This window comes from Vagococcus sp. WN80Y, assembly GCF_059621045.1.
Genome location: NZ_JCAQHY010000001.1, coordinates 1 through 24,015 on the forward strand (window position 1 = coordinate 1; position 24,015 = coordinate 24,015).

Below are 24,015 nucleotides of genomic sequence, written 5' to 3' on the forward strand. Positions count from 1 at the left end.
CGTACAATCAATCGTTTTCGTGTTGAGCCAACTACGGCTGCTCTTCTTGAAGAATGTTTTATTCAATTTCGGTCACAACTAGTCCATTCACAGCTTATCGATAACGAAGCTATTTATATCGATGGTACTAAACTTGAAGCGGATGCCAATAAATTTTCTTTCATTTGGCGGAAATCAACCAAGAAATATAATCAATCATTAAAAGAAAAGTCTCAACAATTTTATGAAGAACTATATCAAAAAGAGATTCTCCCATGTTTGAAAGAAGAAAACGATGAACTTGGATTAAACACCGCACAATTAGCAGAAGCACGTGATTATTTGACTAATGAAATTACTGAAGCGACTGATAAGATTGAGCAGTCAACGGACAAAGTTACAACTTCAAAGCTAAAAAGAAAGCGTCGAGCAGATAAAAAATACTTGAGAAAAATTAACGAAGATTTTCTACCTCGACGAACAACATATGATGATTATATGGCCACCTTTGGTGCTCGTAATAGTTTTTCAAAAACAGATACAGATGCGACGTTTATGCGAATGAAAGATGACTACATGAAAAACGGTCAGCTAAAACCTGGTTATAATTTACAAATTGCTACAGAAAAACAATTTACTTTAGCTTATAAACGGTATCCCAATCCAACTGACACGCGCACACTTCNCGTTTGCCAATATCAATACCGATAAAGAACATACAATCAACACCTTTCAACAAGAGTTTACAGATAAGGGGTTCCTCAACCTCTAGGGACGATATAGCCTCGTGAGAGATCCAGAAACTAGGTTCTATCCAGCTCATTCATATACAAGTCCGTAAAGAAGAGGCGTCAGTCTTTATTAGGAAGACAAAACTTCAAGAAGGAATTCTACGACCTCTATCTGTACGAAATAATCATACCCCTTATGGGGATGAAAAGGAACTATCAGAATAAATCTGATAACCTTATTATACGAGGAGGAAGTTAACATGTTAGAAAAAAATCGATATTTAAAAGAAGACTTCATAAAAAAAATAGAAAAGACTGACTTAAACAATGACGAATTAACCATTTCTTCAAAACATGACATTGTCATTTGTTTAGAGCCTTTTCAATTAGCCGAATTTAATCAATTAATCCCCTGGTTGGAAAAAATACGTAACGCTATCCCCTGGTTGGATAATCAGGTACAAACATATTTTGAGAAAAAAATGAGCATAACCGATTTCCCATATGACTTAGCCGTAATAACTTTTGAAGATAACACGATCTCTATGGATTATTGGGGGAGAAAGGTAAATACCCAATTCGATGTAACGTTTAACTTTGATGGCGGAAAATGGTCTCAAAGCTAGTGACATACACTCAGTCATTTCCCTATGTCTCCAACAAACTAGTCAGTTCAAAGCCTGTATTCATTTTAGAATAGATGGAGCACACAACAAATAGTTCCTTTCCAGCAAATTCCACTAGCTTATATCGCCCAGAAGATGCAGGTATCTGATGATGACCATGAATAGCACCAATTATATTGTGTGTCTCAACTAGTTGCTCAATCTTAGGATCTGAGCAGTTATAATCTCTATTGTATGACTTACTTTTTGGTGACAATAGGCTAAGCTCATTAAATAATGGCGCATGAGACACAATCACCGTTGGCATCTCTTCTTGATTAGCCAGTAATTTTTCTAGTGTTTTGCGGATAAAGGTCTGTTGTGCCTTCTTTCGTTTCGCCAATACGACAGAGATTGTTAGCCCGATATACCGAATCCCATCATGGATAATACTGCTATTATTTAATACCGCTACTTTAGGGAATCTTTTTTCAAGCTCCCCTTTTACAACGTTATAATAATCATGATCCCCTGTAGGTAATAGATACCACGACTCATCTGGCGCACTTAGAAGTATTTTGAACCATTCATCAGTTAAAAATGGCCGCCATTTATCCCACTGCTCCGTTTCCTTATTACGACTATCTGGTAATACATCGACCAAATCATGATTGCCAATTACATAGAGTCCTTTAATTTCATCATTTGTCACATGTGAATCCGATATATTTCCGCCTAGGATATTGAAATTTTTATTAGTAAATGGTAGCTTGCCATCGTTCACATGGCAGTCAGAGACCACATTCACTTTATTAGTATTTTCAGTTCCATGGACATTATCAAAATGCTGCTCCAACTCTCTAGGATTAACACTATGAGCCCGATAATTCTTCCGATTAGCAGATAATTCTTTACCGAACTCTGATCGTAAAAGAGGCTTCGTCGTCGGGATCATCGGTTGCTTAGCAGTCAGAATCGTCTGCTCCAACTGCTGTTTGATTTCTTGAGGAAGTAGCGCAAGCGCAAGCTCAATATTTGATTCAACCGTTAAGCGTTTAATTTCATCCTTAGGAACAGAACGACCACTCTCTAATAATTGTATCTGCTTGCCATCTGTCGTTAATGGTAAGAAATTAATCAATTCAACCACAAAGTTAAGATACTCTGCAATATAGCCTGATATCCCCGTTTTAAGATTCTCGCTAAATAAAAACTTCCCTGCCAAGTTGGCCGAAAGTGGGCCAGTTTCATCATGCTGTAACAATCGTCCCACAATTTGAATTTCAAACAACGGATTTTGAATAATCGCTTCATACGCCTGAGCCACTTCTAAAGAGTCCTCAGTCACTCGTTTGTTTGTCACTTGAAAAATACTCAGCACCAAGTACTTTTCTATCGTTGATCTGTGTGAGTCAATATATTGGCGAACCTCAGCTGGATGAAGTAGGTACTGAATCGCCGCCCGTTGGATATACGTTCTGGCAGTATCATAGGGGATCGCCGAATAAACAATATCTCCTCTGGAAGAGATTGCCAGTGTGTTGTCTTTTGTGTTATAAGTTAATTGAAAGTACGCATTTCTATACACTGTTTTGTTGACAGGCCGTCGCTTATTTTCTGGATAAAGGTCAACCCGGGTAGCTAGCTCGGTTGGCAATGCTGGTTGTGTTTCAACTACTGAGATATGATTCGTTTTAGTCGGTTTCATTCAAAACACCTCGCCCTTTACTCACTTTTCGAAACTCCATCTCATTACATGAAGATTTCCTCTTGGTACTTACACTATAACAAAAATAATCATTTATGGCGATTTGATTTTGAGAGCGTCTTTAATATAATACCACGCAAAAAAAGTGTTAAAAATAACGCTTACTGATATATGATATAATCACATCCGAACTCCCTACTACAGGGACTAACTTTTTTATTAACAATCGGAGAGAAACATAATGAACACATGGAAAATTACTCTAGTATGGCTATTTATTTTATCTATTCCAACTATGATCGTTGGCTTTTTTATGCAGACCATTTTAATCCCTATTCAAGACTTCCATACTTTTTTAGTTGCAGAACAAGCCCAAGCACAACGAGAATACGCAATAAATTATCCATTAGGTACTGCTCTCATGTACATTGGGTTAGTTGTTTTTATTTTAATAGGAACTTGTTTTATCTTTTGTTGTGTGAAAGTCATTAGTTCAGTTTGGCGAGCTCCTAACAACGATCGTATACAATGATCTTGCTACTATTTCAGTTACGTTAGTCTAAGCACTCCCCATCCTTCAATACATTAACCTTAATTTTATTAAGGGGTGAGACGTTGTCCCACCTCTTTTTTGTTTCCCTAACTTTTTTATAACATAGGGAAATTTATGATTTTTATTTTCTTGTTGTTTTTCCTATAGTTAAGTCATATCAAATGATATGGAGGGAAATCATGACAGATTCACTTAATAATGAATTAGAATCAATGGCCATTATTTTACATTCTGGTAATGCAAAAACATTAATTTGCAACGCGTTAAAAAGTGTAAAAGAAGGAAATGTGGCGGATTTTGATGAAAAATCAGCAGAAGCAAAGAAAGAAATAAAGCTGGCTCACAAGTCTCATGCAGAGCTATTAAGAAAGCTTTCAGAAGAAGATAGACTGGACCAAGTTGATTTACTACTGGTTCATGCAGAAGGACACTTGTCTTCAACGGATGTGGCAGTTCTTGTGATTGACGAATTAGGAGAAATTTATAAAAAGGGGTATGAACATGGATAAAAATTTTTTATGGGGTGGAGCAACAGCTTCTTATCAATGTGAAGGGGCTTGGAATGCAGATGGTAAAGCTGAATCAATGTGGGATCATTATTTGCATTTACATGATTTAGAAAATGGAGACGTGGCAAGTGATCACTACCATCGGTATGAGGAAGATATTCGAATGATGAAAGAAGGTGGCCAAACCTCCTACCGCTTTTCTCTTTCTTGGCCAAGAATTATTAAAAATAGAGAAGGTGACGTGAATCAAAAGGGGTTAGATTTCTATCATAAAATTATCGATACCTGTCATAAGTATGATATTATTCCTTTTGTTACGCTATACCACTGGGACTTGCCGCAATACTGGGAAGAAACAGGTGGCTGGCTCAATCTAGAGGTTTGCCAAGCCTTTGAGCATTTCTCAACTGTCTGTTTTGAGGAATTTGGAGATAAAATTACTCACTGGACTACCTTTAATGAGCCAAAATGGTTTGTCGCTAATGGGTACTTTATCGGTAACTATCCACCAGGGTTACAGGATGTTCAAAAGACGATGATTAGCGCCTATCACGTCATGTATGCAAATGCTCTAAGCGTCCGCGCCTTTAGAAAAGGAAACTACCCAGGACAGGTCGGCGTGGTTCATAGTTATACCCCCGTTAACGGCATAGATGACTCAATTGAAACAAAGATTGCCATGAGATACGCAGATAATTATTGTAATAATTGGGTACTTGATACAGCGGCTACAGGTGAGTTCCCCATTGATTTAATCGCCAAATTAAGTGCTTCTTATGATATTTCATTCATGAAGGAAGAACAGTTAGACATCATTAAAAAGAATACGGTTGACTTTATCGGTCTAAATTATTATGCTAGAACGTTAGTAAAGCCATACACAACAGGTGATACACAGTTAATCTTTAATCACACAGGTAAAAAAGGGGAAAGTAAAGTTGTGATTAAAGGCTGGTTCGAACAAGTGAAAGATCCCAATAGTGAATTCACTGCTTGGGACACTGAGGTTTATCCAAAGGGCTTAGAAGATGGATTAATTGAAGCCTATAAGAGGTATCAGTTGCCTATCTTTGTGACAGAAAATGGGGTCGGGGTCAGAGAAGATGTGACAGTTGATCGTGTAAACGATGATTACCGAATTTCATTTATGAATGATCATATCAACGCTATTATGAATGCACAAGAGGCTGGATGTGACATTAGAGGGTACTATACTTGGTCCCCTTTTGATCTATATTCTTGGAAAAATGGCTGTGAGAAACGGTATGGGTTGGTAGCCATTGATTTTGACAATAATCAAATCAGAAAACCAAAAGCCTCTTATTACTGGTTTAAGGAAATGATTGAGAGCAACGCCGCCTTAATTCAACGAAAAAAATACAATTAAAGGATGAGTATAATGAAAAAAATCATGTTAATTTGCAATGCTGGGATGTCTACTGGTATTTTGGCTAAAAAAATTGAAGCAGCCTCCAATCATACATTGGAAGTTAAGGCTTATAGTGAGGCCGAATATGAAGATTATTTAGACGGTGTTGATTTAATTTTAATTGGGCCGCAAATCGTCTTTTTAATGGATAACATTAAAAAGAATGTAACGGTGCCAGTTGAATCGATTGCACCTGTTAAATACGGTATTATGGACGGTCAAGGCGTTTATGAAGATATTATTAAACGATTAGGAGAATAGCCATGAACTTTAATAATTTTAGCAGCAGTATTAGCAAGCATCTCACACCTATCGCCAATAAATTGAGTCAACAGCGCCATTTAAAAGCGATTCGAGATGCGTTTATGTCACTACTTCCCATTACCTTATTTGGTTCCATTCCAATTATTATCAAGGCTTTGCCCTTGCCAGAAAATCCAAGCAATTCTTTTTTGATTGCTTGGAAAGGGTTTATTGAAAAAAATGATCTTGTCTTCAATTGGGTAAGTGGTGTCACCATGGGCGCGATGTCGATTTTCATTTGCATAGGCATCACATACTTTTTATGTAAACAATATAAGGAAGATTTTCTTCATCCAATTATGATCTCTTTGGCAGGCTTTATGATGCTTGTCTTAACGCCTCTAAAAATGGGCTGGGATGGTAAAGAGGCTGAACTGAGCTTCTTAGATGGAAGAGGTATTTTGTTAGCCATCTTTATTTCTATCGTGACGGTTGAAAGCTATCATTTCATGAAGAAGAATAATGTGGGACGTATCTCTATGCCTGACAGTGTGCCTGCGTCGTTATCGGACACTTTCGCCTCACTGATTCCAGCACTGATTATTTTAACAGGCTTTAGCGTATTATTTATTATCTTTTTTGCAATGGGCACAACGATGGCACAATTTTCTTATAGTATAATGGAAGTAAGTTTTAAAGCGGCTGACAGCCTACCGTTTACAATTATTAGTGTCTTTCTCATTCACTTATTCTGGTTCTTTGGCATTCATGATGCGGCTCTAGCGGGTGTTTTAGGGCCAATTAGAGATGGTAACTTATCGATTAATGCGGCTGAAAAAATGGCTGGTCAAGATTTAACTAACATTTTTACGACGCCCTTCTGGACCTATTTTGTTATTATTGGTGGCTCAGGATCGGTTTTAGCCCTATCCTTTTTAATGATGCGTTCTAAGAGTAAACAATTAAAAACGGTTGGAAGAATCGGCTTGATCCCATCATTCTTTGGTATTTCTGAGCCCTTAATCTTTGGAACGCCTTTAATGTTAAACCCTGTTTTCTTTATTCCGTTTATTTTTACATCCGTTTTCAATGCTATCGTCACTTATCTATGTATGTATTATGGACTGGTTGGAAAAACATTCGCAGTCTTTTCTTGGCAGATGCCTGCCCCGATTGGCGCTTTTTTAGCGACGTTGGATTGGCGCGCAGTTGTGCTAGTTTGTGGCTTGATTATTCTAAATGGCGTGATGTATTACCCATTCTTCAAGACATATGAAAAAACACTAGTGGAACAGGAAAAAGCAGCTGAATAATTGCCTGAGATAGCTGAAATATTTATATGAGGGGGGATAAATATGACTATATCAGACAGACAACTAACCATTCTTAAACTACTCGAAAAATCCAAAGGGACTCTTTCATCAGAGAGCCTCTCAGAAAACTTACGAGTTTCCACTAAAACGATTAAAAATGATATTAAAGCCATCAACGCCTTGTTTGACAGTAAAATAATTGACGCTAAACCGGGTGTTGGGTATTACTTAGATAGAGAGACGACTGATTTAAAACAATTCACCTACAAAAATGAAGATGTTGAAATTTTAAATTTATTAATCAATCAGTCTCAAATTGATTTGTACGACCTTGCCGATACGTTATTTGTCAGTGAAGCCACTCTTTTAAGAAGAGTGGCTAGTATGAATCAATTGATTGAAGCGGAGTATGGTTTTTCAGGTATTGAGCGAGAGAACAACAGGCTTTTCATCCGAGGTGAAGAGCATAAACGTAAGATTTTTAACTTGTTTTTAAACAAAGAACTAGATAGTCACACGCTGGATATTACTAAGTATGCGTTCTACTTTAAAAGCTGTGAGCTAGAGAAGTTAACCCAAGTAATCTTTGAGTTTCATCAGAAAATTAAACTAGAGCTCAATGATTTTTTAACGGTTTCTTTTGTGCTTCATATCGCGGTACTCATTGAACGCATCAATCAGGAACAATTTATACGTCTTCCCGAAAACATTCAACTAGATGACAAAAGTTATGAGTTAGCAGAAAAAATGATCCATACTCTCAATCAGCAGCTAGGAATTGATATTCCAGATAAGGAGCTCTATTACGTTGCTAAGCTCTACTCAACTAAAATCGTGGATTCTCATTTAAATCAATCTGACATCACTCAGCTAGTAGAAGCCATTATCCGTTCAATCGATGCCAATTACTTCATTCAATTTAGAGAAAATGACGCCTTTAAAAATTATTTGGCTCTTCATCTGATCTCTTTGCATGCTCGTGCAAAAGTAAATAAATTTTTACCTAATCCACTGACAGATGAGTTGAAAACTAAGTACCCGTTTATTTACACAGTGACGGTTTATGCTACCTCTATTATTCAAAAAGAATGGCAACTCCCTATTCCAGATAGTGAAATTGGCTATATTGCCCTTCATTTTTTATCTGCCTATAAGAGAATGACGGTTAAAAACAGTAAAAAAGTGGCCCTTATTTCATCTTTAGGAAAAGGAAATATGCTGTTAATTGAGCAGCAATTAAATCTAATGGATAAATTTTCATTTGAAATAGTGGCTCATCTGTCTATTTTTGATCAAGGGCGAGTGCCTGAAGGGGTTGACTTAATTCTTTCTACTGTTGAAATAGACAAGGCGGTAAATACTCCTGTCTATTATTTTGGACAGATGTTAACGGAGCAAAACATAGCCGAAATTGAACAGCTAGTGTCCACACAAACGAGCCTCACCATTTTTGACACGTATTTTTCTGAAGCATTATTTTTTAGTGAGAAAGTCTTTTCAGACAAAGAGGCAGTCATTACGTTTTTGTGTCACCAATTAGAAGCTAAAGGGTTTTGTGAAAAAAACTATGTCCATAAGGTGATTGAACGAGAACGAATTTCTAGCACTTCCTATGGTAATTATTACGCCATCCCACATGCGATAAAAAGAGAAGCTAAGGAAAATGCTATTGCTGTTTGCATATTAAAGCAGCCCATTGATTGGGGCGACTATAAAGTAAAAATTGTTTTCCTACTATCTTTAAAGGCCGAACGAGATCACTCATTTGAAGAATTATTTGAACAATTGTTTCATTTATTAGAAAAAAAGGAAAGGGTCAAAAAATTGGCCTCCCAAAAAAGCTATGCAACTTTTATTTCAATGTGTGACGATAGCGCCCAATCAAACTAAAACGCCTTTAAAATTCTAAAAAGAGTTTATAGGCGTTTTTAGTTGTTTAAAAAAACCAAAGAGGCAGAAAGATATCATTACTCATGATGATTAGAGGAATTTTTTGTTATAATATAATTAAATAAACGGATGTATAAAAAAGGATACCAAGATAATGGCAAATCAAATAAAAAAAATAACCAAGTGGTCAATAATAACCGTGTTAACAAGCTTTCCTCTTTTTTTCTTTATTATAGGTATCTCGTGCCCCTTTTTAATGCCTCCTATCATTGCAGAAAAGATTCCACAAGCAACCTTATTATGGCTAATATTTTCTTGGGCAGTTGCTATTGTATTGAGCAGTATTACAATTATTATCGACCTATTTCTGAAAATCATTTTCGAAAACAGAGTACGAACATCTATGGCGATTTTGACATTTTACTCATTCTTATTCTTTTGCTGGAGCTTATTTTGTCTGCTAATTTTTTTAAGTATTCGTCAACCAGGCCACTAGCTGAGTCTATTTGATGGAATAGGGATGAGCCTAGTGCGATCATGTTAAAATAGAAACCCACTAATACTGCGCATGTCAAAGGATTTTTCCACCAAAAACAAGCGATGTCCAAGGATTTTATCTAACAATTTATTGAGAGTTAACTTAAAGTGAAAGTAGGAGAGATTATGACTGTCGGACAAAAATTAAAAAAGCAACGCTTAGCTAATAAATTCACTCAAGAGTCTTTAGCAAGCAAAATAAGCGTCACACGTCAAACAATATCAAACTGGGAAAATGATAAAACACTGCCTGATATCGATAGTTTAATCAAGCTAGCTAGTCTGTATCATCTTTCAATGGATCAATTATTATATCAAGAAGAAAAGGAGCAGACAAAAAGCACCTCATCGCCTATCAAGCGCACGCTTTCTCTATTAGTAGTTATTATGTTGACCGTCCTAGTTAGTGTTGAAAGTGTCGCTATTTTTATTTCACTGCTGACAATCATTCTTATGTATCATTTAGTACATGACCTCTCCTATAAAAAAATTTAGAGGTAAAGGTGATTAAATGAATCAAAGTACCCCCACGTATTCCATTAAGTTAAACATTTTTCTTGTCGTCTATGTCTGTATATTCTTACTCAAATTTGCACGCATACCAAGACTTATTGGAATGAACCCGACTATTGGCTTAGGAGTATCCATCAGTTCCTATATTTTTTTGTTTTGCTTAGGGATGGTGGTATTTCGAGATGAGTTTAAGCGAGCTATTGAATGGATTATTTCAAATAAATTGAAGGCTCTTCTTGGTTTCATCGTTGGCAATGTGGCAAGTCTAGCTGCCACTTTTTTAGGCAGTTTCCTGTACACTTTTTTAATGACTCTAACTGGTAATCTGGAAGTGGCTTTAATCAATGACACGTCTATTATGGCGACTATTAAAATACTGCCACCATTTGTTGTTATCTTAGTCTTAGCGGTTTTGGGACCAACTGTTGAGGAAATGTTTTATCGTCTATTTTTACAATCTTATTTGACTAAGTATCTGCCATCTTGGTTAGCTATTTTAACTGCTAGTTTATTATTTGCCTTTGTTCATGTAGGAGCTTTTAAAATAAGTGAATTTATAAATGTCCTCCCCCATTTTACTATCGGGTTAGTATATGGGTATTTATATAAGAAGACAAAAAATATTATGTTACCAATCTCCCTCCATGTGATGAGTAATTTAAGTGGCCTCATCCCTCAAATAATGTCAAATCGTTGACAGCCTCATAATCAAATATAACTATAGCGGACTTCTGTGTGCTATTTCAACAGACAAATACCGACCTCCTAACATTAAATTTTTAGTCTAATGTTGGGAGGTCGGTACAATATGTCTTTCATTATAAACCTCACAAAATTACCATTCAATACTCGTTAAAACGTACTCAAAGGCTTATCGATTTCTTCTTTAACAATTGTTCTAAAATCAAGAAACCCTGCCTCTAAGCCACGTATCAACACCTCGGCAGACCCGACATTGGTCGCTAAAGGCACCTCATACACGTCACTTAAACGAATCAAGGCTGTCACATCTGGTTCATGTGGTTGGGCTGCTAGCGGATCACGTAAAAAAATAATTAAATCCATTTTATTCTCAGAAATTAATGCGCCGATCTGCTGATCGCCTCCAAGAGGCCCAGATTTGAATCGATGAACCTCTAAGCCCGTTGCCTCTATAATACGCTGACCGGTTGTTCCTGTGGCATACAGCTCATGTTCCTGCAAGATATGCTTATAGGCAGTCGTTAGATTAACCATTGTTTTTTTCTTTCGATCATGTGCGATTAATGCAATATTCATTCCTCTAGCTCCTTTTCTGTTTTTCTAGCTTTTTACCTATTGTAGCACAAAGTTCACCCAACTAATGTCGTTTCACTGATTAAATATTCATATATTTTCACCATTCTATCCACTCATAACAACTAAATCATTCGTCATTAGCCACGCTAGATCCCTTGATAATAAAAGAGTTTCACGATATCTCTGTCACTTTGACGAAAATTTGACTACTTTTCTTGTGCAACTTAACGTTGTCTGTCGGTATCGCTTTCACTTATACTTCATGTATCAACTAATAAAATTAAACAACGAAAGAGTGGACTATTATGGTAGAAATAGCTTTAAAAGGTATTCATAAAAAATATGACAACAATGACTTTTATTCAGTAACAGATTTTAACTTGGACATTCAAGATCGTGAATTTATTGTTTTCGTTGGACCTTCTGGTTGTGGTAAATCTACCACTCTACGGATGATTGCTGGGTTGGAAGATATTTCTGAAGGTGAATTATGGATTGGTGACAAACTGATGAATGACGTTGCACCTAAAGACCGTGACATCGCCATGGTATTCCAGAACTATGCGTTATACCCACATATGACTGTTTTTGACAATATGGCTTTCGGCTTAAAATTACGTAAATACGCTAAAGAAGAAATTCAAACTCGTGTTGACAATGCCGCAGAAATCCTTGGGCTTACTGAATACTTAAAACGTAAACCTGCTGCTCTTTCTGGTGGACAACGTCAGCGTGTTGCCCTAGGTCGTGCCATCGTTCGTGATGCTAAAGTCTTCCTGATGGATGAGCCTTTATCAAACTTAGATGCTAAATTACGTGTGGCAATGCGTGCGGAAATCGCTAAATTACACCGTCGTTTAGAAACAACTACAATCTACGTAACCCATGACCAAACAGAAGCGATGACAATGGCCGATAGAATCGTTATTATGAAAGACGGCTTTATTCAACAAATTGGCTCACCAAAAGAAGTATATGACACACCAAATAATGTTTTCGTAGCTGGCTTTATTGGTTCTCCTGCGATGAACTTCTTTAATGTCACACTTAACAACGGTGTTGTTTCTAATGAGCATGGTGTTAACTTAACCTTGCCAGAAGGTAAATATAAAGTTCTTAAAGAACAAGGCTATGAAGGTAAGAAATTAATCTTTGGTATTCGTCCAGAGGATATTCACAGCGAGCCAATCGTTTTAGATGCTGCACCTGAATCAGTGGTTAAATCTGAGGTTGTCGTATCTGAATTACTTGGTGCTGAAACAATGCTTTATACAGTTGTCGGTGATACTGAGTTTATCTCTAAAGTAGATGCTCGTGCTGCTTACCGTCCAGGAGAAATTATTGATCTTGCCTTTAACTTAAACAAGAGCCATTTCTTCGATACAGAAACAGAACAAGTTATTCGTTAATTTGCCCCCCTTTTCTAGGTCTCAAAATAAGTCAATGCCTATTTTGAGATCAGATTTTAAACCTAAAAAAGCAGACAGCCCATTTTGTGGCTGTCTGCTTTTTTTAGGTTAATTAAGCCTTAGAATGACTATAATGATTAAGTGCTAGTTGGCTACTGGCAAAAACTGGAAAATCGAATTGTTTACTTAAACGTTCACCTAGATAATAAGCAATCGTATAATCCACCATACTGTGAATAAAACCACCTACACCGACTGTCAAAAAGAACACCCAATACGTAGCGGCCGTTTGTTGACCAGCTGTTGCAAATAAGACGACAACAATAAATTCTGTTGTGGCATGAATTAACGCAATCATCATACTAAAGGCTTGAAATTGCCAAAAGGATGACACGATTGTTGGCTTCTTTTGTAAAATGTACGCGCCAATTACGGCAAAAACCACATGAGATAATGCTCGTAAGGCGATGATAGCTGGAAAGGATAAAAAGAACCCAAATGCGGTTCCTAAAGCAACGGCTGCCGCAACGCCTGGTGAGATGAACATTGCCAAAAAGACTGGTACATGACTAGCCAAAGTATACGAGGCCGGTCCAATAATGACTTTGATCGGCATCACCATAGGAATTAGAATTCCTAATGCAATCAAAATGGCTGAAAAAGTTAATTTTTTTACTGATGTAAATTTCATTAAACCCAACACTCCCTTTTATAAGCTCAAGGTGTCTTGACACCTTGATAACCTCTATTGTAAAGTAGTCCATCCAAGGTGTCAAGACACCTTGGCGAAAATAAAAAAAAGAACCAGTTTTTCAACTAGTTCAATCATGCTTAACGAGTTTCCAGTGCATTCGCTAAATCAGCAAACTCCTGTAAAGAGAGGGTTTCTCCCCGTCTTTTTGGATCAATCCCGGCAACCTCTAGAGCCTTTAATAACCACTCCTTAGTTGCCTCCTCTTTCCCAAAATTAGCTAATAAATTATTCCACAAGGTTTTACGGCGCTGCAGAAAAGCACCTTTTGTCAATTTAAAGAAGTTTTCTTCATTAATTACCTCAACGGCTGGCTTCGCTCGTTTAGTAAGCTTAATGATAGCAGAATCCACATTGGGCTGTGGTACAAAAGCCGTTTTTGGCACGATGAAAGCGACACTTGCTTCCATATAATACTGTACCGCAATCGAGAGTGAGCCATACGCTTTCGTACTTGGTTTCGCACTAATTCTATCTGCCACTTCCTTTTGCATCATGACAACCATCTCCTCAATCTCCAAATCTGATGCTAGTAGATGCATCATGATCGGAGTCGTGATGTAGTATGGTAAATTAGCCACTACCTTTAAGGGACGTTCTTCTTTAAAATTCTCTTTAACGGCTGTTACTAAATCCGCCTTTAAAATATCTTCATTTAACACCGTCACATTATCATAAGGGCTCAGCGTATCTGCTAAAACGTCAATTAACCGACCATCAATTTCAAATGCTAAGACTTCGTTAGCAGATCGAGCAAGAAACTCTGTCAATGCGCCGATACCAGGTCCAACTTCAATAACATTCATCTCTTGAGATAAGTCTGCCGCCGCTACAATATTGCGCAAAATATTTGGTTCTGTTAAAAAATTCTGGCCTAAACTCTTTTTCAAAGCAAAGCCGTGTTGTTTTAATATTTCTTTTGTGCGACTTGGTGTTGCAATATCTTTATAGGTCATTCTTTTCTCCTTTTAACGCGTCTTCCATTGCTGCAACTACTTCGGCCTCTGACACTTGAAACATTTTTAATCGTTTACGTAGTTGCTTGCCATTGGTATACCCAATTCTTAAGCGATCCCCTAATGCCTCTCGGCGCGCTTTAGCTGATTGCCCTGCAATTAAGCCATAATGGATCAACACTTCTTGTGAGATTTCCTCTACCTCACCTGCAGGTTTTGGCGTCATCACAAGCTTCAAAGCTTCAATAATTGCCTCGTCACTTGCATGTTCAACTCCTAAGCTAGCGCCACGCTTAGAAGGTGTTGCCAATCTGCGAGATATAAAAGCATGTTTGACAGTTGGAATTGCCTCAGTAATAATCTTACGAATTTTTTCACCAGAAAAATCTGGATCGGTAAACACAATCACACCACGAATCTCTTCCGCATGGGCGATTCGTTCTAAGATTTCCTCATTAATCGCAGAGCCAATGGTTTCAATCGTATCGGCCTCAACTACCTCTTGGATTCTCTTAGTATCATCTTTACCTTCTACCACAATTATTTCTTGTATTTTTATTTTTTCTTCCATAGTCATCCTATTCTAAATAATTGATGTGCATTCTCACAAGTTGCTACGGCTATTTCTTCAAAACTCTGGTTGCGTAACTCAGCCACACGTTCTACAACATAGCGCGTGTAGCCCGGCTCATTACGCTTACCACGATATGGGACAGGTGATAGGTACGGCGCATCTGTTTCTACCAGTAGTTTATCAAGTGGAACCGCCGCCGCGACCTCATGAACCTCCACAGCCTTTTTAAACGTCACAACACCGCTCATTGAGATATGTAGGCCTAAATCTAAGAAACGCTTCATCCACTCTACATCCCCACTAAAACTGTGCATAATCCCGCCAACTGTATGAATTTTTTCCTCTTTCAAAATCTGGTACGTGTCTTCAATGGCATCTCTCGTGTGTACACTGATTGAGAGGTTCATCTCTCGTGCTATTGCAATTTGGCGACGAAAAACCGCAGCTTGAACCTCTTTAGGATCTTCCATCCAATAATAATCCAAGCCAATTTCTCCCAAAGCTACAACCTTTGGCAACGTCAGTTTTTCTTGCAAGTCCCGCTCAATTTCCTTTGTGTAACTTCCCGCTTCTGTTGGGTGCCACCCAATAATGCTATGAATGTCCGTATAGTCACGGCTCAGCTCTAATGATTTTTCAATGGTCGCTGAATCAAATCCTACAACCGCCATCTCTGTTACCCCTAATTCTTGGGCCCGAGCAATTGTTTCAGGAATATCATCCTTAAATTGTTCCGTATTTAAATGAGTATGAGTATCAAATATCATCCCATCAGCTCCTTTCAATATACAGACGAAAACGACTGAAAACAGCTGTTTCCAATCGTTTACGCTCTTTTTAACTAGGCAATAATTGAGCCATTTGGAACACCTTTTGGCGCTTCAATCACTTCTAATTTACCATCAAACTCAGCAGATAAAATCATGCCTTGACTGATCTCTCCACGCATTTTACGTGGTGACAAATTCGCTACAACTAACACTTTTTTACCAATTAAGTCTGCTGGATTAGGATAGAATTCTGCCACACCAGATAGGATTTGACGATGAGCCTTATCTCCAGCATCTAGTCTGAATTGTAATAATTTATCAGCACCCGCAACTTTTTTACAATCAATTACTTCTGCTACTTTTAATTCAACTTGATCAAAGGCATCATAGTTAATTGGCTTTTCCTTAACCGAAACTAATTCCGTTTCTTCTGGATTCCAAGTAAAGTCTTCTGCATTTAGTGCTGCTGTCGTTTCGTTCATCTTTGTCTTAATATAGTCAACTTCTTGCTCAGTGTCCAAGCGTGGGAAGATCGGCGTGCCTTTACTTGCCACTTGTTTTCCTTCTGGAAATTCACCAAAACGAATGTTAATCATGTCTAATTTAGTGTCACTTAGACCCAATTGCTTGAAGATTTCTTTTGGCGATTCAGTCATAACCGGCTGCAATAGGATTGCCGCAATTCTCAATGATTCTGCCAAGTGAACCATCACACTGTCTAGTTCCTTTTTCTTTTCAGGGTCTTTTGCTAAAACCCACGGCTCAGTTTCATCAATGTATTTATTAGCACGAGAAATTAAGACCCAAATCTCTTTTAAAGCCACGCTAAATTCCATATTTTCCATGGCTTTATGATAATTGCCAATCACATTAGCCGCTGTTGTTGATAGCTCACTATCAAAATCCGTCACTAATGAAGCATATTTAGGAACAATTCCATCGCAATATTTATTAATCATTGCAACCGTTCGATTAAGGAGATTTCCTAGGTCATTCGCCAAATCATAGTTGACCTTCGCAACGTAATCTTCTGGTGTAAAGACACTATCATTGCCAAAAGGTACTGCGCGCAACAAATAATAACGCAAGGCATCTAAGCCGTACCGTTCGATCAACATATCAGGATACACGACGTTTCCTTTTGATTTTGACATCTTGCCATCCTTCATAACAATCCAGCCATGAGCATAGATTTTTTCTGGCAACTCGATATCTAAGGCCATCAGCATAATTGGCCAGTAAATAGTATGGAAACGAACAATCTCCTTCCCAATCATCTGCACATTTGCAGGCCAGTATTTTTGGAACATACTGTCGTCATCTAAGCCATAGCCTAGAGCCGTAATATAGTTAAACAACGCATCAATCCACACATAAACCACATGTTTAGGATTGCTCGGAACTGATACACCCCAAGAAAAGGTCGTCCGTGTTAAAGCCAAATCTTCTAAACCTGGTTTAATAAAGTTATTTAACATTTCATTTTTACGTGATTCTGGTTGGATAAACTCTGGATGTGACGCATAGTGTTGCAATAAACGCTCAGTGTATTTACTCATCTTGAAGAAATAGGTTTCCTCTTTGACTAAGATCACTTCATGGCCACTTGGCGCTTTTCCGCCAATCATCTTACCTTCATCATCACGATAAACTTCTGCTAATTGGTTTTCTGTAAAATATTCTTCATCTGATACGGAATACCAGCCTTCGTACTCGCCTAAGTAAATATCACCTTGAGCAAGTAACCGCTCAAAAACTTGTTGAATTTGTTTAACATGATCCTCACTCGTTGTGCGAATAAAGAGCTCGTTCGTAATCGCTAAATCTTTCCACAGCTTTTGAACATCAACTGCCATCTCATCCACATATTGTTGTGGTGTAATTCCCATTTCCTCAGCTTTTGATTCAATTTTTTGACCATGCTCATCAAGCCCTGTCAAAAATAGAACATCGTAGCCAGTCAGACGCTTATACCTCGCAACTGCATCACATGCGATGGTTGTATATGAACTACCGATGTGTAATTTTCCACTTGGATAGTAGATTGGCGTTGTTATATAAAATGTTTTCTTTTCTGCCATAACACAAAAATCCTCCTTCAAATAGAAATTAGCTCTCTCAGCTATTTCTGTCCGCAATTTACTTATCAGTATACCATATTTTCCTCCCTTTTCTCAAAATTTTTCTTTTCCTAATTGCAGTTCTAGCAAGGACTCTCATCAACTCTTAATCCCCATTTTCCTCTAGTTATGTCAAAATCACAGACACTTAATTATTGTTCTGTCTTAAATAAGTGTTACAATGTAATTATTCTATTTCACTGGAGGTTTTTTTATGTCCAAACCAATTATTGGAATTGCGGCTAATCAGCTAGCTGCTGGTTCATCTGAATTTCATGGAAATCCTGTTACCTATACGCCTCAAGGCTTTGTCAATGCGACTGAAAAAGTAGGTGGCCTGCCTATATTACTTCCTATTACCCAGCCTGAAAATGCTAAAGCTTATATCTCTAGTGTAGACAAATTACTCCTTGCTGGTGGACAAGATGTGGACCCCTTTTTATATGGAGAAGACCCCCATCCGCTACTTCAAGGAACCGCTCCTGATCGTGACACATTTGAGCAAGCTTTGATAAACGAAGCTTTAGCTCAAAATAAACCAATCTTTGCTGTCTGCCGTGGCATGCAGATTCTTAATGTAACCTTAGGAGGAAATCTGTATCAGGATCTATCACAATACAGTGATTGGAGTGTCCGTCACGTCCAAGAACCAACCTTACCAAAGGACCCTTCACATTCTGTTTCAGTAGTAAAAGGTAGCTTACTATCCTCTCTTATCGGGGAAAACTACCGCGTTAATAGTTACCATCATCAAGCGATCAAACGACTTGCTACTTCACTTAAAGTCAGTGCTCTAAGTCCGGATCAACTGATTGAAGCCGTCGAGTGGCATGATGATAGTCAACGTGTCCTTGCTGTACAGTGGCACCCTGAATTAAGTTTTCAAGCTCATCCATCTGAACTAGCACTCTTCGATTATTTTGTTAATCAGCTGTAATTCTTACGTCTGCGTTTTCTTCGCAAGACGTTTTTTTGTATCTCTTACTACCATCAGGTATACTAGAAATAACTGTTAATCAATAGGAGGATATCGACAATGAAACTATCTTGGCACGGACAATCATGTGTAAAAATTGTGACAGCAACCAATCAAACGATCTTAATTGATCCCTTAATCAGCGAAAATCCTAATAGTGATCTTGATGCAGACACGGTAGCAGCTGATGCGATTATTTTGACTCATGCTCACAATGATCATGTTGGTGACACTGCGGCTATAGCTCAGCGAACAGGAGCATTGATTATTGCAAATGTTGAATTAGCCGGGTACTTTGAAAAAAGAGGCTACCACACTCATGGGATGCAGCCTGGTGGCCAATTTACGTTTCCTTTTGGAAACGTAAAATTTACTCCAGCCATTCACAGCTCTAGCTACGTTGATGAGCATGGACAGCTGCACGCTTTAGGTATCGCAGCTGGTGTTGTTTTAACCATCGAAGATAAAGTTATTTACCATGCTGGCGATACTGCGCTTTTTAGCGACATGAAATTAATTGGCGAACAGCAGGCGATTGATTTGGCCTTGCTTCCCATTGGGGATAATTTTACTATGGGACCAAAGGATGCTGCCATTGCAACAAGCTGGCTTAAGCCTAAAAAGGCTGTGCCAATTCATTACAACACGTTTCCCATCATACAGCAAAATCCGGAAGACTACTTCAAGCTTTTACCTGAAGAACAGCGATTGCCTGTGTCAATTGGGGAAATTATTCACTTATAAAAACAGTGACTGGGGCCATATCACCTCAGTCACTGCTTTTATCGTCTTTTTTCAACCGTCTACACGCTACTAAAAGACTCGTTTTTCATCAAATTCATTCGGATTTGTTCCAAATCGTTCCCCAGTATGAAGCTCATCGATGGCCTTCATATCTTCTGCGGTCAACTCAAAGTCAAAAACATCGGCATTTTGCTTAATTCGTGATTCTGTCACTGATTTAGGGATGGTGATAATACCATGTTGCAAGTCCCAACGAATAATCAATTGGGCAGGCGTTTTATCGTATTTTTTCCCCATCTCAACTAAACGTTCGTCAGTCAATAAATGTCCTTGACCTAATGGCGACCACGCTTCCACTGCAATGCCATGTTCTTCACAGAAGCTTCTTAATGGTAATTGATTTAATAATGGATGAAGCTCAATCTGATTGACCATTGGCTTAATTTCGGCATCTGCTATTAAATCACGTAAATGATGATCATGGAAATTACAAACGCCAATAGCTTTTACACGACCGTCCTTATATAATTTTTCTAGGGCACGCCATGTATCTTTGTACTTACCAGCTACGGGCCAGTGAATCAAATACAAATCAACATACTCTAATTGAAGTTTTTTCAAGCTCTCATCAAAAGCAGCCAAAGTTGTCTCATAGCCTTGATCATCATTCCAAACCTTGGTCGTCACAAAAATATCTTCGCGCTTCACAGCGGATTCTTTCAAGCCAATTCCCACGCCGCCTTCATTTTTGTAGATTGCCGCCGTATCGATTGATTTGTAGCCTGTCTCAATCGCCCATTTAACCGCATTGATAACTTCTTCATCATCCTTAGCCTTCCAAACACCTAAACCTAAACGAGGCATCTCAACCCCGTTAGCAAGTTTCTTCGTACTTGTGATATTCACAGCATCCATTCCTTTCATTAGTTACTTACTCCATTTTACACTTTAAATTTACTAACTGCCAATCATAGAGCCTTTCTTTAGCCCTCATAGGTGAGAAAAAAAGGTAATTTCCTCATTCTTTTCCCATTTTACTCATTTCCACTAGCTTTCTTCCGCAATTACCTGTATCTTAGTAAGTAAACTTTTTAAATCGTTCATCACAGATTGGGAGGTCTACAATGAAAAGAGAAACTGTTAAAGGATTACCAAAAATTGAATTACACTGCCATTTGGACGGTGCTGTCCGTCCTCATATTTTAGAGCAATTGGCGGTCGACCAAGGAATTTCTTTGGGGGCAACAGGGGATGCCCTAGCCAATAAACTAATCGCCCCAGAAAATTGTCAGAGCTTACTGGAATATTTAGAAAGATTTGATATCGTTTTACCACTTTTACAGGAAGCGTCAGCTCTTGAACTTATTTCTTATGATTTAATTGCTCAGGTAGCAGAAGAAAATGTACGCTACATTGAAGTGCGTTTTGCTCCAATGCTTTTTACTAGAGGCGGTTTAAGCATTACTGACATCGTTGAAGCTGTTCTAGCAGGCCTTAAACGTGGTGAAACAGATTTCGGCGTTAAAAGCAACGCCTTGTTATGTGCCATGCGTCATCACTCAGCTGAGGATAATACGACCGTCATTGAATCTGCTAACACCTTTCTTGGCGAAGGAGTCGCTGGCTTTGATTTAGCTGGGGATGAGGCTAGCTATCCAACACATCTATTCGAGGATATTATTTCTTTAGGCACCTCTCATGGAATTCCTGTTACACTTCATGCAGGCGAATGTGGCTGTCCGCAAAATGTTGCCGAATCCATTCGACTAGGAGCAACACGGATTGGGCACGGGATCGCCATTGCCAAAGATCCCGACGTACTCCAAACCTGCCTAAATAACCAGACGCTAATCGAAATGTGTCCCACTAGTAATTTTCAAACAAAAGCGGTTCTGACACTAGAGGATTACCCCTTTAAAGAGTTTCTGGATGCAGGAATGAACATTTGCATCAATACCGACAATCGAACCGTCTCAAACACCACTCTAACAGATGAATACCTTAAATTACATGACTGGTACGGAATCGACTACGCTTGTCTTGAAACGCTTAATCACAATGCCGTTGACGGTGCCTTTATTACTTCCGAAGCCAAAGATATCCTTCATAGTGAACTCACACAGGGCTATAAGAATTATCGTTAAAAATAAAAACGCCAGCATTTTTCGCTAGCGTTTTTTTACTTTTTAAAAATAAGAGTCAACAACGTTTCCGTAATGCTCGAAGCAACACGTCTTGATGCCCCTGTGATCTTATCGCTTTTCACTTTTCATAATTGAAACTGATTTCTTTAACGCTTTCCACATACCGTCATCGCTATAGACAAGTGCCGTTGAACGATACATCGAAGCAGATATTTTTAGTAGGACTAGTGTTGAAACAGCTAAAATTAATAAAGAAATCATCACACCCATATCTGATACCGTGCCACTTGCTATGCGTGAAGGCATCGTAAAGGATGATAAAAATGGGATATAAGACGTCACTCGCATTAATATATGCTGTGGGTCGCTCATTCCGAAAATCATCGTTAGGAAAAACCCAATCATTGTCAAATAGGTCACAGGTGCAACAGCTTTTCCTGCATCTTCTGCTTTCGAGACCAATGACCCACAAAAAGCAGATAAAATAGTATAAATCACTACACCTAGTAACAGATAAATTAAGTTATACCCTAACAAACCAGCGACGATATCTTTAAGTGAGACAGTGTCCAATATATTTTTAACCATGTCCGTGTCCTTCATCACAACAAAAACACCAACACCAATCACAAAATAAACTAATACCTGAGTCAAGATGACCATAAAAATCCCCATAACCTTGCCGTAAAAATGCTTAGCCGCTGATGTACTCGAAAGTATAATTTCCATAATTCGAGTTCCTTTCTCAGACGCCACTTCTGACGAGGTCACCTGTGCATACATCAGAATAATCATGTACATCGCAATCCCGATAAATAGTGAACTGACCATTACTACAATCCGATTCACGCCTTTATCTGTCATCTTACCTTCCTTAAACTCAACCGTTTTCGCATCTAAGGTAGCAGGTTGACTAAGCTGTTGGATATCTTCAGCTGAAAGACCCAATTCCTGAGAAACAAATCCTAACTGAATCCCAGTCAAAATTTGTGTAATCCCCATTTCATCCGATGTTCCTAACGTCGTATCGCTAAAATACTCACCAGAAACTTGGGACCCCTCTTCATTAGTATCAATCACTAAAAAGCCATCAATCTTTTCCTCTTCCAAGGCTTTTTGAGCCCCTTCTTCTGTGTCGATTTTCTTAGCAACCTCAAAATCCGTTTGCTTAATAAACGCTTGGCGAATTGTTTCATTTTTTGAAACCACTGCAATATTCGATGTTTTTTCAAAGTTATTGCCGACAAGTCCAGCAACAACACTAAAACCAACCATCAAAAATGGCGCTAAAATCATGACGATAAAGGTCACACTTTTCACATTTCGTTTGTAAGTTTCCAAAGCGACTATCCAAAATTTATTCATACCCCTCACCTACTTTCATTTTAAAGATTTCTTCAAGAGTAGGCGGCAACTGATTAAAGATCGGCATATAACCAAAAGCAATCGCTTGATTAAAGAGATCCTTCCCAACTTCATCATCCCGCAACGTTGCTTCTACCACTCCGTCATTTCTCAAAGTGGCTGTCAAAACACCATCCGTTTGTTGAATAGCTTCAAGTGACAACTCTGATTCAATAAACATCTTCGTCCGACCAAAACTTTGACGAATATCATGAACGGTTCCATCCAGAACAATTTCACCATTTCGTAACATAATTAGATGGTCACAAATTTTTTCGACATTATCCATATTATGACTAGAAAAAATAACACAAGAACCCTTTTCCTTCAACTCTATAATGCCATCCTTTAATAATTCTGCGTTCACTGGATCCAATCCACTAAAAGGTTCATCCAAAATAATTAACTCTGGCTCATGAATCAAGGTCGAAATCAATTGTACTTTTTGTTGATTCCCTTTAGATAAAGCTTTGACTTTATCAGTTTTTTTACCTTTTACTTGAAATTTTTCCATCCATTCATCAATTTTCGGAACAATTTCCTTTTTTGTTTTACCACGCAAGCGAGCAAAATAAATTAATTGCTCCTCAATACTAATCTTCGGGTAAAGTCCACGTTCCTCCGGTAAATAGCCGATAATATTATAGTCTTTTTCTGTTAATTTACGGCCCTTCCATAAAACCTCACCTTGATCCGCTGTTAAAAAATCTAGAATTAAACGAAAAGTGGTCGTCTTCCCCGCACCATTTTGTCCAATTAACCCTAAAATTTTCCCTTCTGGAATAGTGAAAGACACCTGATTGACGGCTGTCATATCACCAAAGGTTTTAACTAACTGCTTTACTTCTAACATCCTTTAACCTCCATCCTTTTTTGAAT

General features: G+C 38.1%; 23 protein-coding genes and 1 pseudogene. 14 read left to right on the forward strand and 10 right to left on the reverse strand.

Annotated elements, in window-relative coordinates:
- Together AC5KOD_RS00005 and AC5KOD_RS00010 are read left to right on the forward strand one after the other, a co-directional pair.
- Window positions 1-663 (forward strand): annotated as a pseudogene (locus AC5KOD_RS00005) (IS5/IS1182 family transposase); the annotation flags it as partial.
- Window positions 664-970: 307 nt separating this feature from the next.
- A complete protein-coding gene (locus AC5KOD_RS00010; protein ID WP_496912497.1) occupies window positions 971-1,336 on the forward strand; it encodes a hypothetical protein in 366 nt (121 codons plus the stop codon).
- Between the two features lie 22 nt (window positions 1,337-1,358).
- On the opposite strand, the gene AC5KOD_RS00015 is transcribed toward AC5KOD_RS00010, so the two are convergent.
- Entirely contained in the window at window positions 1,359-3,023 is a 1,665-nt protein-coding gene (locus AC5KOD_RS00015; protein ID WP_496912498.1) for a metallophosphoesterase family protein, read from the reverse strand.
- A gap of 241 nt (window positions 3,024-3,264) precedes the next feature.
- Here AC5KOD_RS00015 and AC5KOD_RS00020 point away from each other — a divergent pair, with 241 nt between their 5' ends.
- From AC5KOD_RS00020 to AC5KOD_RS00055, 8 genes are all read left to right on the forward strand, one after another.
- Window positions 3,265-3,555: a hypothetical protein gene (locus tag AC5KOD_RS00020; protein ID WP_496912499.1), complete on the forward strand. Its 291-nt coding sequence runs from the start codon at window positions 3,265-3,267 to the stop codon at window positions 3,553-3,555.
- 200 nt (window positions 3,556-3,755) lie between these two features.
- Window positions 3,756-4,085, forward strand: coding sequence for a PTS lactose/cellobiose transporter subunit IIA (locus AC5KOD_RS00025; RefSeq protein WP_496912500.1), 330 nt, complete (start codon window positions 3,756-3,758; stop codon window positions 4,083-4,085).
- On the forward strand, window positions 4,078-5,472 hold the full coding sequence (locus AC5KOD_RS00030; RefSeq protein WP_496912501.1) for a glycoside hydrolase family 1 protein: 1,395 nt from the start codon (window positions 4,078-4,080) through the stop codon (window positions 5,470-5,472). Before AC5KOD_RS00025 ends, AC5KOD_RS00030 begins: the two co-directional genes overlap by 8 nt.
- Window positions 5,473-5,484: 12 nt before the next feature.
- A complete protein-coding gene (locus tag AC5KOD_RS00035) occupies window positions 5,485-5,775 on the forward strand; it encodes a PTS sugar transporter subunit IIB (protein ID WP_496912502.1) in 291 nt (96 codons plus the stop codon).
- 2 nt (window positions 5,776-5,777) lie between these two features.
- Entirely contained in the window at window positions 5,778-7,070 is a 1,293-nt protein-coding gene (locus AC5KOD_RS00040) for a PTS sugar transporter subunit IIC (protein ID WP_496912503.1), read from the forward strand.
- Window positions 7,071-7,112: 42 nt separating this feature from the next.
- Complete coding sequence (locus AC5KOD_RS00045; RefSeq protein WP_496912504.1) at window positions 7,113-8,960, forward strand: BglG family transcription antiterminator; 1,848 nt, start codon at window positions 7,113-7,115, stop codon at window positions 8,958-8,960.
- Window positions 8,961-9,623: 663 nt separating this feature from the next.
- Window positions 9,624-9,992 (forward strand): helix-turn-helix domain-containing protein, encoded by a 369-nt coding sequence (locus AC5KOD_RS00050; RefSeq protein WP_496912505.1) that lies wholly within the window; start codon window positions 9,624-9,626, stop codon window positions 9,990-9,992.
- A gap of 121 nt (window positions 9,993-10,113) precedes the next feature.
- Complete coding sequence (locus AC5KOD_RS00055; protein ID WP_496912506.1) at window positions 10,114-10,707, forward strand: CPBP family intramembrane glutamic endopeptidase; 594 nt, start codon at window positions 10,114-10,116, stop codon at window positions 10,705-10,707.
- 155 nt (window positions 10,708-10,862) lie between these two features.
- Here AC5KOD_RS00055 and mgsA read toward each other — a convergent pair whose 3' ends face one another.
- Window positions 10,863-11,288, reverse strand: a complete 426-nt coding sequence (mgsA, locus tag AC5KOD_RS00060; protein ID WP_496912507.1) for a methylglyoxal synthase — start codon at window positions 11,286-11,288, stop codon at window positions 10,863-10,865.
- Window positions 11,289-11,593: 305 nt separating this feature from the next.
- On the opposite strand from mgsA, the gene AC5KOD_RS00065 reads away from it, so the two are divergent.
- Window positions 11,594-12,697: an ABC transporter ATP-binding protein gene (locus AC5KOD_RS00065; protein ID WP_496912508.1), complete on the forward strand. Its 1,104-nt coding sequence runs from the start codon at window positions 11,594-11,596 to the stop codon at window positions 12,695-12,697.
- 112 nt (window positions 12,698-12,809) lie between these two features.
- Here the strand turns inward: AC5KOD_RS00065 and AC5KOD_RS00070 are convergent, their stop codons facing one another.
- From AC5KOD_RS00070 to metG, 5 genes are all read right to left on the reverse strand, one after another.
- A complete protein-coding gene (locus AC5KOD_RS00070) occupies window positions 12,810-13,388 on the reverse strand; it encodes a hypothetical protein (RefSeq protein ID WP_496912509.1) in 579 nt (192 codons plus the stop codon).
- 140 nt (window positions 13,389-13,528) lie between these two features.
- Window positions 13,529-14,404, reverse strand: a complete 876-nt coding sequence (gene rsmA, locus AC5KOD_RS00075; RefSeq protein WP_496912510.1) for a 16S rRNA (adenine(1518)-N(6)/adenine(1519)-N(6))-dimethyltransferase RsmA — start codon at window positions 14,402-14,404, stop codon at window positions 13,529-13,531.
- Window positions 14,394-14,975: a ribonuclease M5 gene (rnmV, locus tag AC5KOD_RS00080; protein ID WP_496912511.1), complete on the reverse strand. Its 582-nt coding sequence runs from the start codon at window positions 14,973-14,975 to the stop codon at window positions 14,394-14,396. Before rnmV ends, rsmA begins: the two co-directional genes overlap by 11 nt.
- A gap of 2 nt (window positions 14,976-14,977) precedes the next feature.
- Window positions 14,978-15,745, reverse strand: a complete 768-nt coding sequence (locus AC5KOD_RS00085; protein ID WP_496912512.1) for a TatD family hydrolase — start codon at window positions 15,743-15,745, stop codon at window positions 14,978-14,980.
- A 74-nt stretch (window positions 15,746-15,819) separates the two neighbouring features.
- Window positions 15,820-17,829: a methionine--tRNA ligase gene (metG, locus tag AC5KOD_RS00090; RefSeq protein ID WP_496912513.1), complete on the reverse strand. Its 2,010-nt coding sequence runs from the start codon at window positions 17,827-17,829 to the stop codon at window positions 15,820-15,822.
- Window positions 17,830-18,082: 253 nt separating this feature from the next.
- Here metG and AC5KOD_RS00095 point away from each other — a divergent pair, with 253 nt between their 5' ends.
- Together AC5KOD_RS00095 and AC5KOD_RS00100 are read left to right on the forward strand one after the other, a co-directional pair.
- Window positions 18,083-18,805, forward strand: a complete 723-nt coding sequence (locus AC5KOD_RS00095; RefSeq protein ID WP_496912514.1) for a gamma-glutamyl-gamma-aminobutyrate hydrolase family protein — start codon at window positions 18,083-18,085, stop codon at window positions 18,803-18,805.
- A 99-nt stretch (window positions 18,806-18,904) separates the two neighbouring features.
- Entirely contained in the window at window positions 18,905-19,588 is a 684-nt protein-coding gene (locus AC5KOD_RS00100) for a metal-dependent hydrolase (protein ID WP_496912515.1), read from the forward strand.
- 69 nt (window positions 19,589-19,657) lie between these two features.
- On the opposite strand, the gene AC5KOD_RS00105 is transcribed toward AC5KOD_RS00100, so the two are convergent.
- A complete protein-coding gene (locus AC5KOD_RS00105) occupies window positions 19,658-20,512 on the reverse strand; it encodes an aldo/keto reductase (protein ID WP_496912516.1) in 855 nt (284 codons plus the stop codon).
- A 200-nt stretch (window positions 20,513-20,712) separates the two neighbouring features.
- Here AC5KOD_RS00105 and add point away from each other — a divergent pair, with 200 nt between their 5' ends.
- Complete coding sequence (gene add, locus AC5KOD_RS00110; RefSeq protein WP_496912517.1) at window positions 20,713-21,732, forward strand: adenosine deaminase; 1,020 nt, start codon at window positions 20,713-20,715, stop codon at window positions 21,730-21,732.
- A 108-nt stretch (window positions 21,733-21,840) separates the two neighbouring features.
- Here the strand turns inward: add and AC5KOD_RS00115 are convergent, their stop codons facing one another.
- Window positions 21,841-23,097, reverse strand: coding sequence for an ABC transporter permease (locus tag AC5KOD_RS00115; protein WP_496912518.1), 1,257 nt, complete (start codon window positions 23,095-23,097; stop codon window positions 21,841-21,843).
- A complete protein-coding gene (locus AC5KOD_RS00120) occupies window positions 23,090-23,989 on the reverse strand; it encodes an ABC transporter ATP-binding protein (protein WP_496912519.1) in 900 nt (299 codons plus the stop codon). The genes AC5KOD_RS00115 and AC5KOD_RS00120 overlap by 8 nt, the downstream gene beginning before the upstream one ends.
- Window positions 23,990-24,015 lie beyond the last annotated feature (26 nt).

Bases quoted from the DNA above. Each gene is read 5' to 3' on its own strand.
- AC5KOD_RS00010 (WP_496912497.1), top strand. From the start codon at position 971: ATGTTAGAAAAAAATCGATATTTAAAAGAAGACTTCATAAAAAAAATA.
- AC5KOD_RS00015 (WP_496912498.1), bottom strand. From the start codon at position 3,023: ATGAAACCGACTAAAACGAATCATATCTCAGTAGTTGAAACACAACCA.
- AC5KOD_RS00020 (WP_496912499.1), top strand. From the start codon at position 3,265: ATGAACACATGGAAAATTACTCTAGTATGGCTATTTATTTTATCTATT.
- AC5KOD_RS00025 (WP_496912500.1), top strand. From the start codon at position 3,756: ATGACAGATTCACTTAATAATGAATTAGAATCAATGGCCATTATTTTA.
- AC5KOD_RS00030 (WP_496912501.1), top strand. From the start codon at position 4,078: ATGGATAAAAATTTTTTATGGGGTGGAGCAACAGCTTCTTATCAATGT.
- AC5KOD_RS00035 (WP_496912502.1), top strand. From the start codon at position 5,485: ATGAAAAAAATCATGTTAATTTGCAATGCTGGGATGTCTACTGGTATT.
- AC5KOD_RS00040 (WP_496912503.1), top strand. From the start codon at position 5,778: ATGAACTTTAATAATTTTAGCAGCAGTATTAGCAAGCATCTCACACCT.
- AC5KOD_RS00045 (WP_496912504.1), top strand. From the start codon at position 7,113: ATGACTATATCAGACAGACAACTAACCATTCTTAAACTACTCGAAAAA.
- AC5KOD_RS00050 (WP_496912505.1), top strand. From the start codon at position 9,624: ATGACTGTCGGACAAAAATTAAAAAAGCAACGCTTAGCTAATAAATTC.
- AC5KOD_RS00055 (WP_496912506.1), top strand. From the start codon at position 10,114: ATGAACCCGACTATTGGCTTAGGAGTATCCATCAGTTCCTATATTTTT.
- mgsA (WP_496912507.1), bottom strand. From the start codon at position 11,288: ATGAATATTGCATTAATCGCACATGATCGAAAGAAAAAAACAATGGTT.
- AC5KOD_RS00065 (WP_496912508.1), top strand. From the start codon at position 11,594: ATGGTAGAAATAGCTTTAAAAGGTATTCATAAAAAATATGACAACAAT.
- AC5KOD_RS00070 (WP_496912509.1), bottom strand. From the start codon at position 13,388: ATGAAATTTACATCAGTAAAAAAATTAACTTTTTCAGCCATTTTGATT.
- rsmA (WP_496912510.1), bottom strand. From the start codon at position 14,404: ATGACCTATAAAGATATTGCAACACCAAGTCGCACAAAAGAAATATTA.
- rnmV (WP_496912511.1), bottom strand. From the start codon at position 14,975: ATGGAAGAAAAAATAAAAATACAAGAAATAATTGTGGTAGAAGGTAAA.
- AC5KOD_RS00085 (WP_496912512.1), bottom strand. From the start codon at position 15,745: ATGATATTTGATACTCATACTCATTTAAATACGGAACAATTTAAGGAT.
- metG (WP_496912513.1), bottom strand. From the start codon at position 17,829: ATGGCAGAAAAGAAAACATTTTATATAACAACGCCAATCTACTATCCA.
- AC5KOD_RS00095 (WP_496912514.1), top strand. From the start codon at position 18,083: ATGTCCAAACCAATTATTGGAATTGCGGCTAATCAGCTAGCTGCTGGT.
- AC5KOD_RS00100 (WP_496912515.1), top strand. From the start codon at position 18,905: ATGAAACTATCTTGGCACGGACAATCATGTGTAAAAATTGTGACAGCA.
- AC5KOD_RS00105 (WP_496912516.1), bottom strand. From the start codon at position 20,512: ATGAAAGGAATGGATGCTGTGAATATCACAAGTACGAAGAAACTTGCT.
- add (WP_496912517.1), top strand. From the start codon at position 20,713: ATGAAAAGAGAAACTGTTAAAGGATTACCAAAAATTGAATTACACTGC.
- AC5KOD_RS00115 (WP_496912518.1), bottom strand. From the start codon at position 23,097: ATGAATAAATTTTGGATAGTCGCTTTGGAAACTTACAAACGAAATGTG.
- AC5KOD_RS00120 (WP_496912519.1), bottom strand. From the start codon at position 23,989: ATGTTAGAAGTAAAGCAGTTAGTTAAAACCTTTGGTGATATGACAGCC.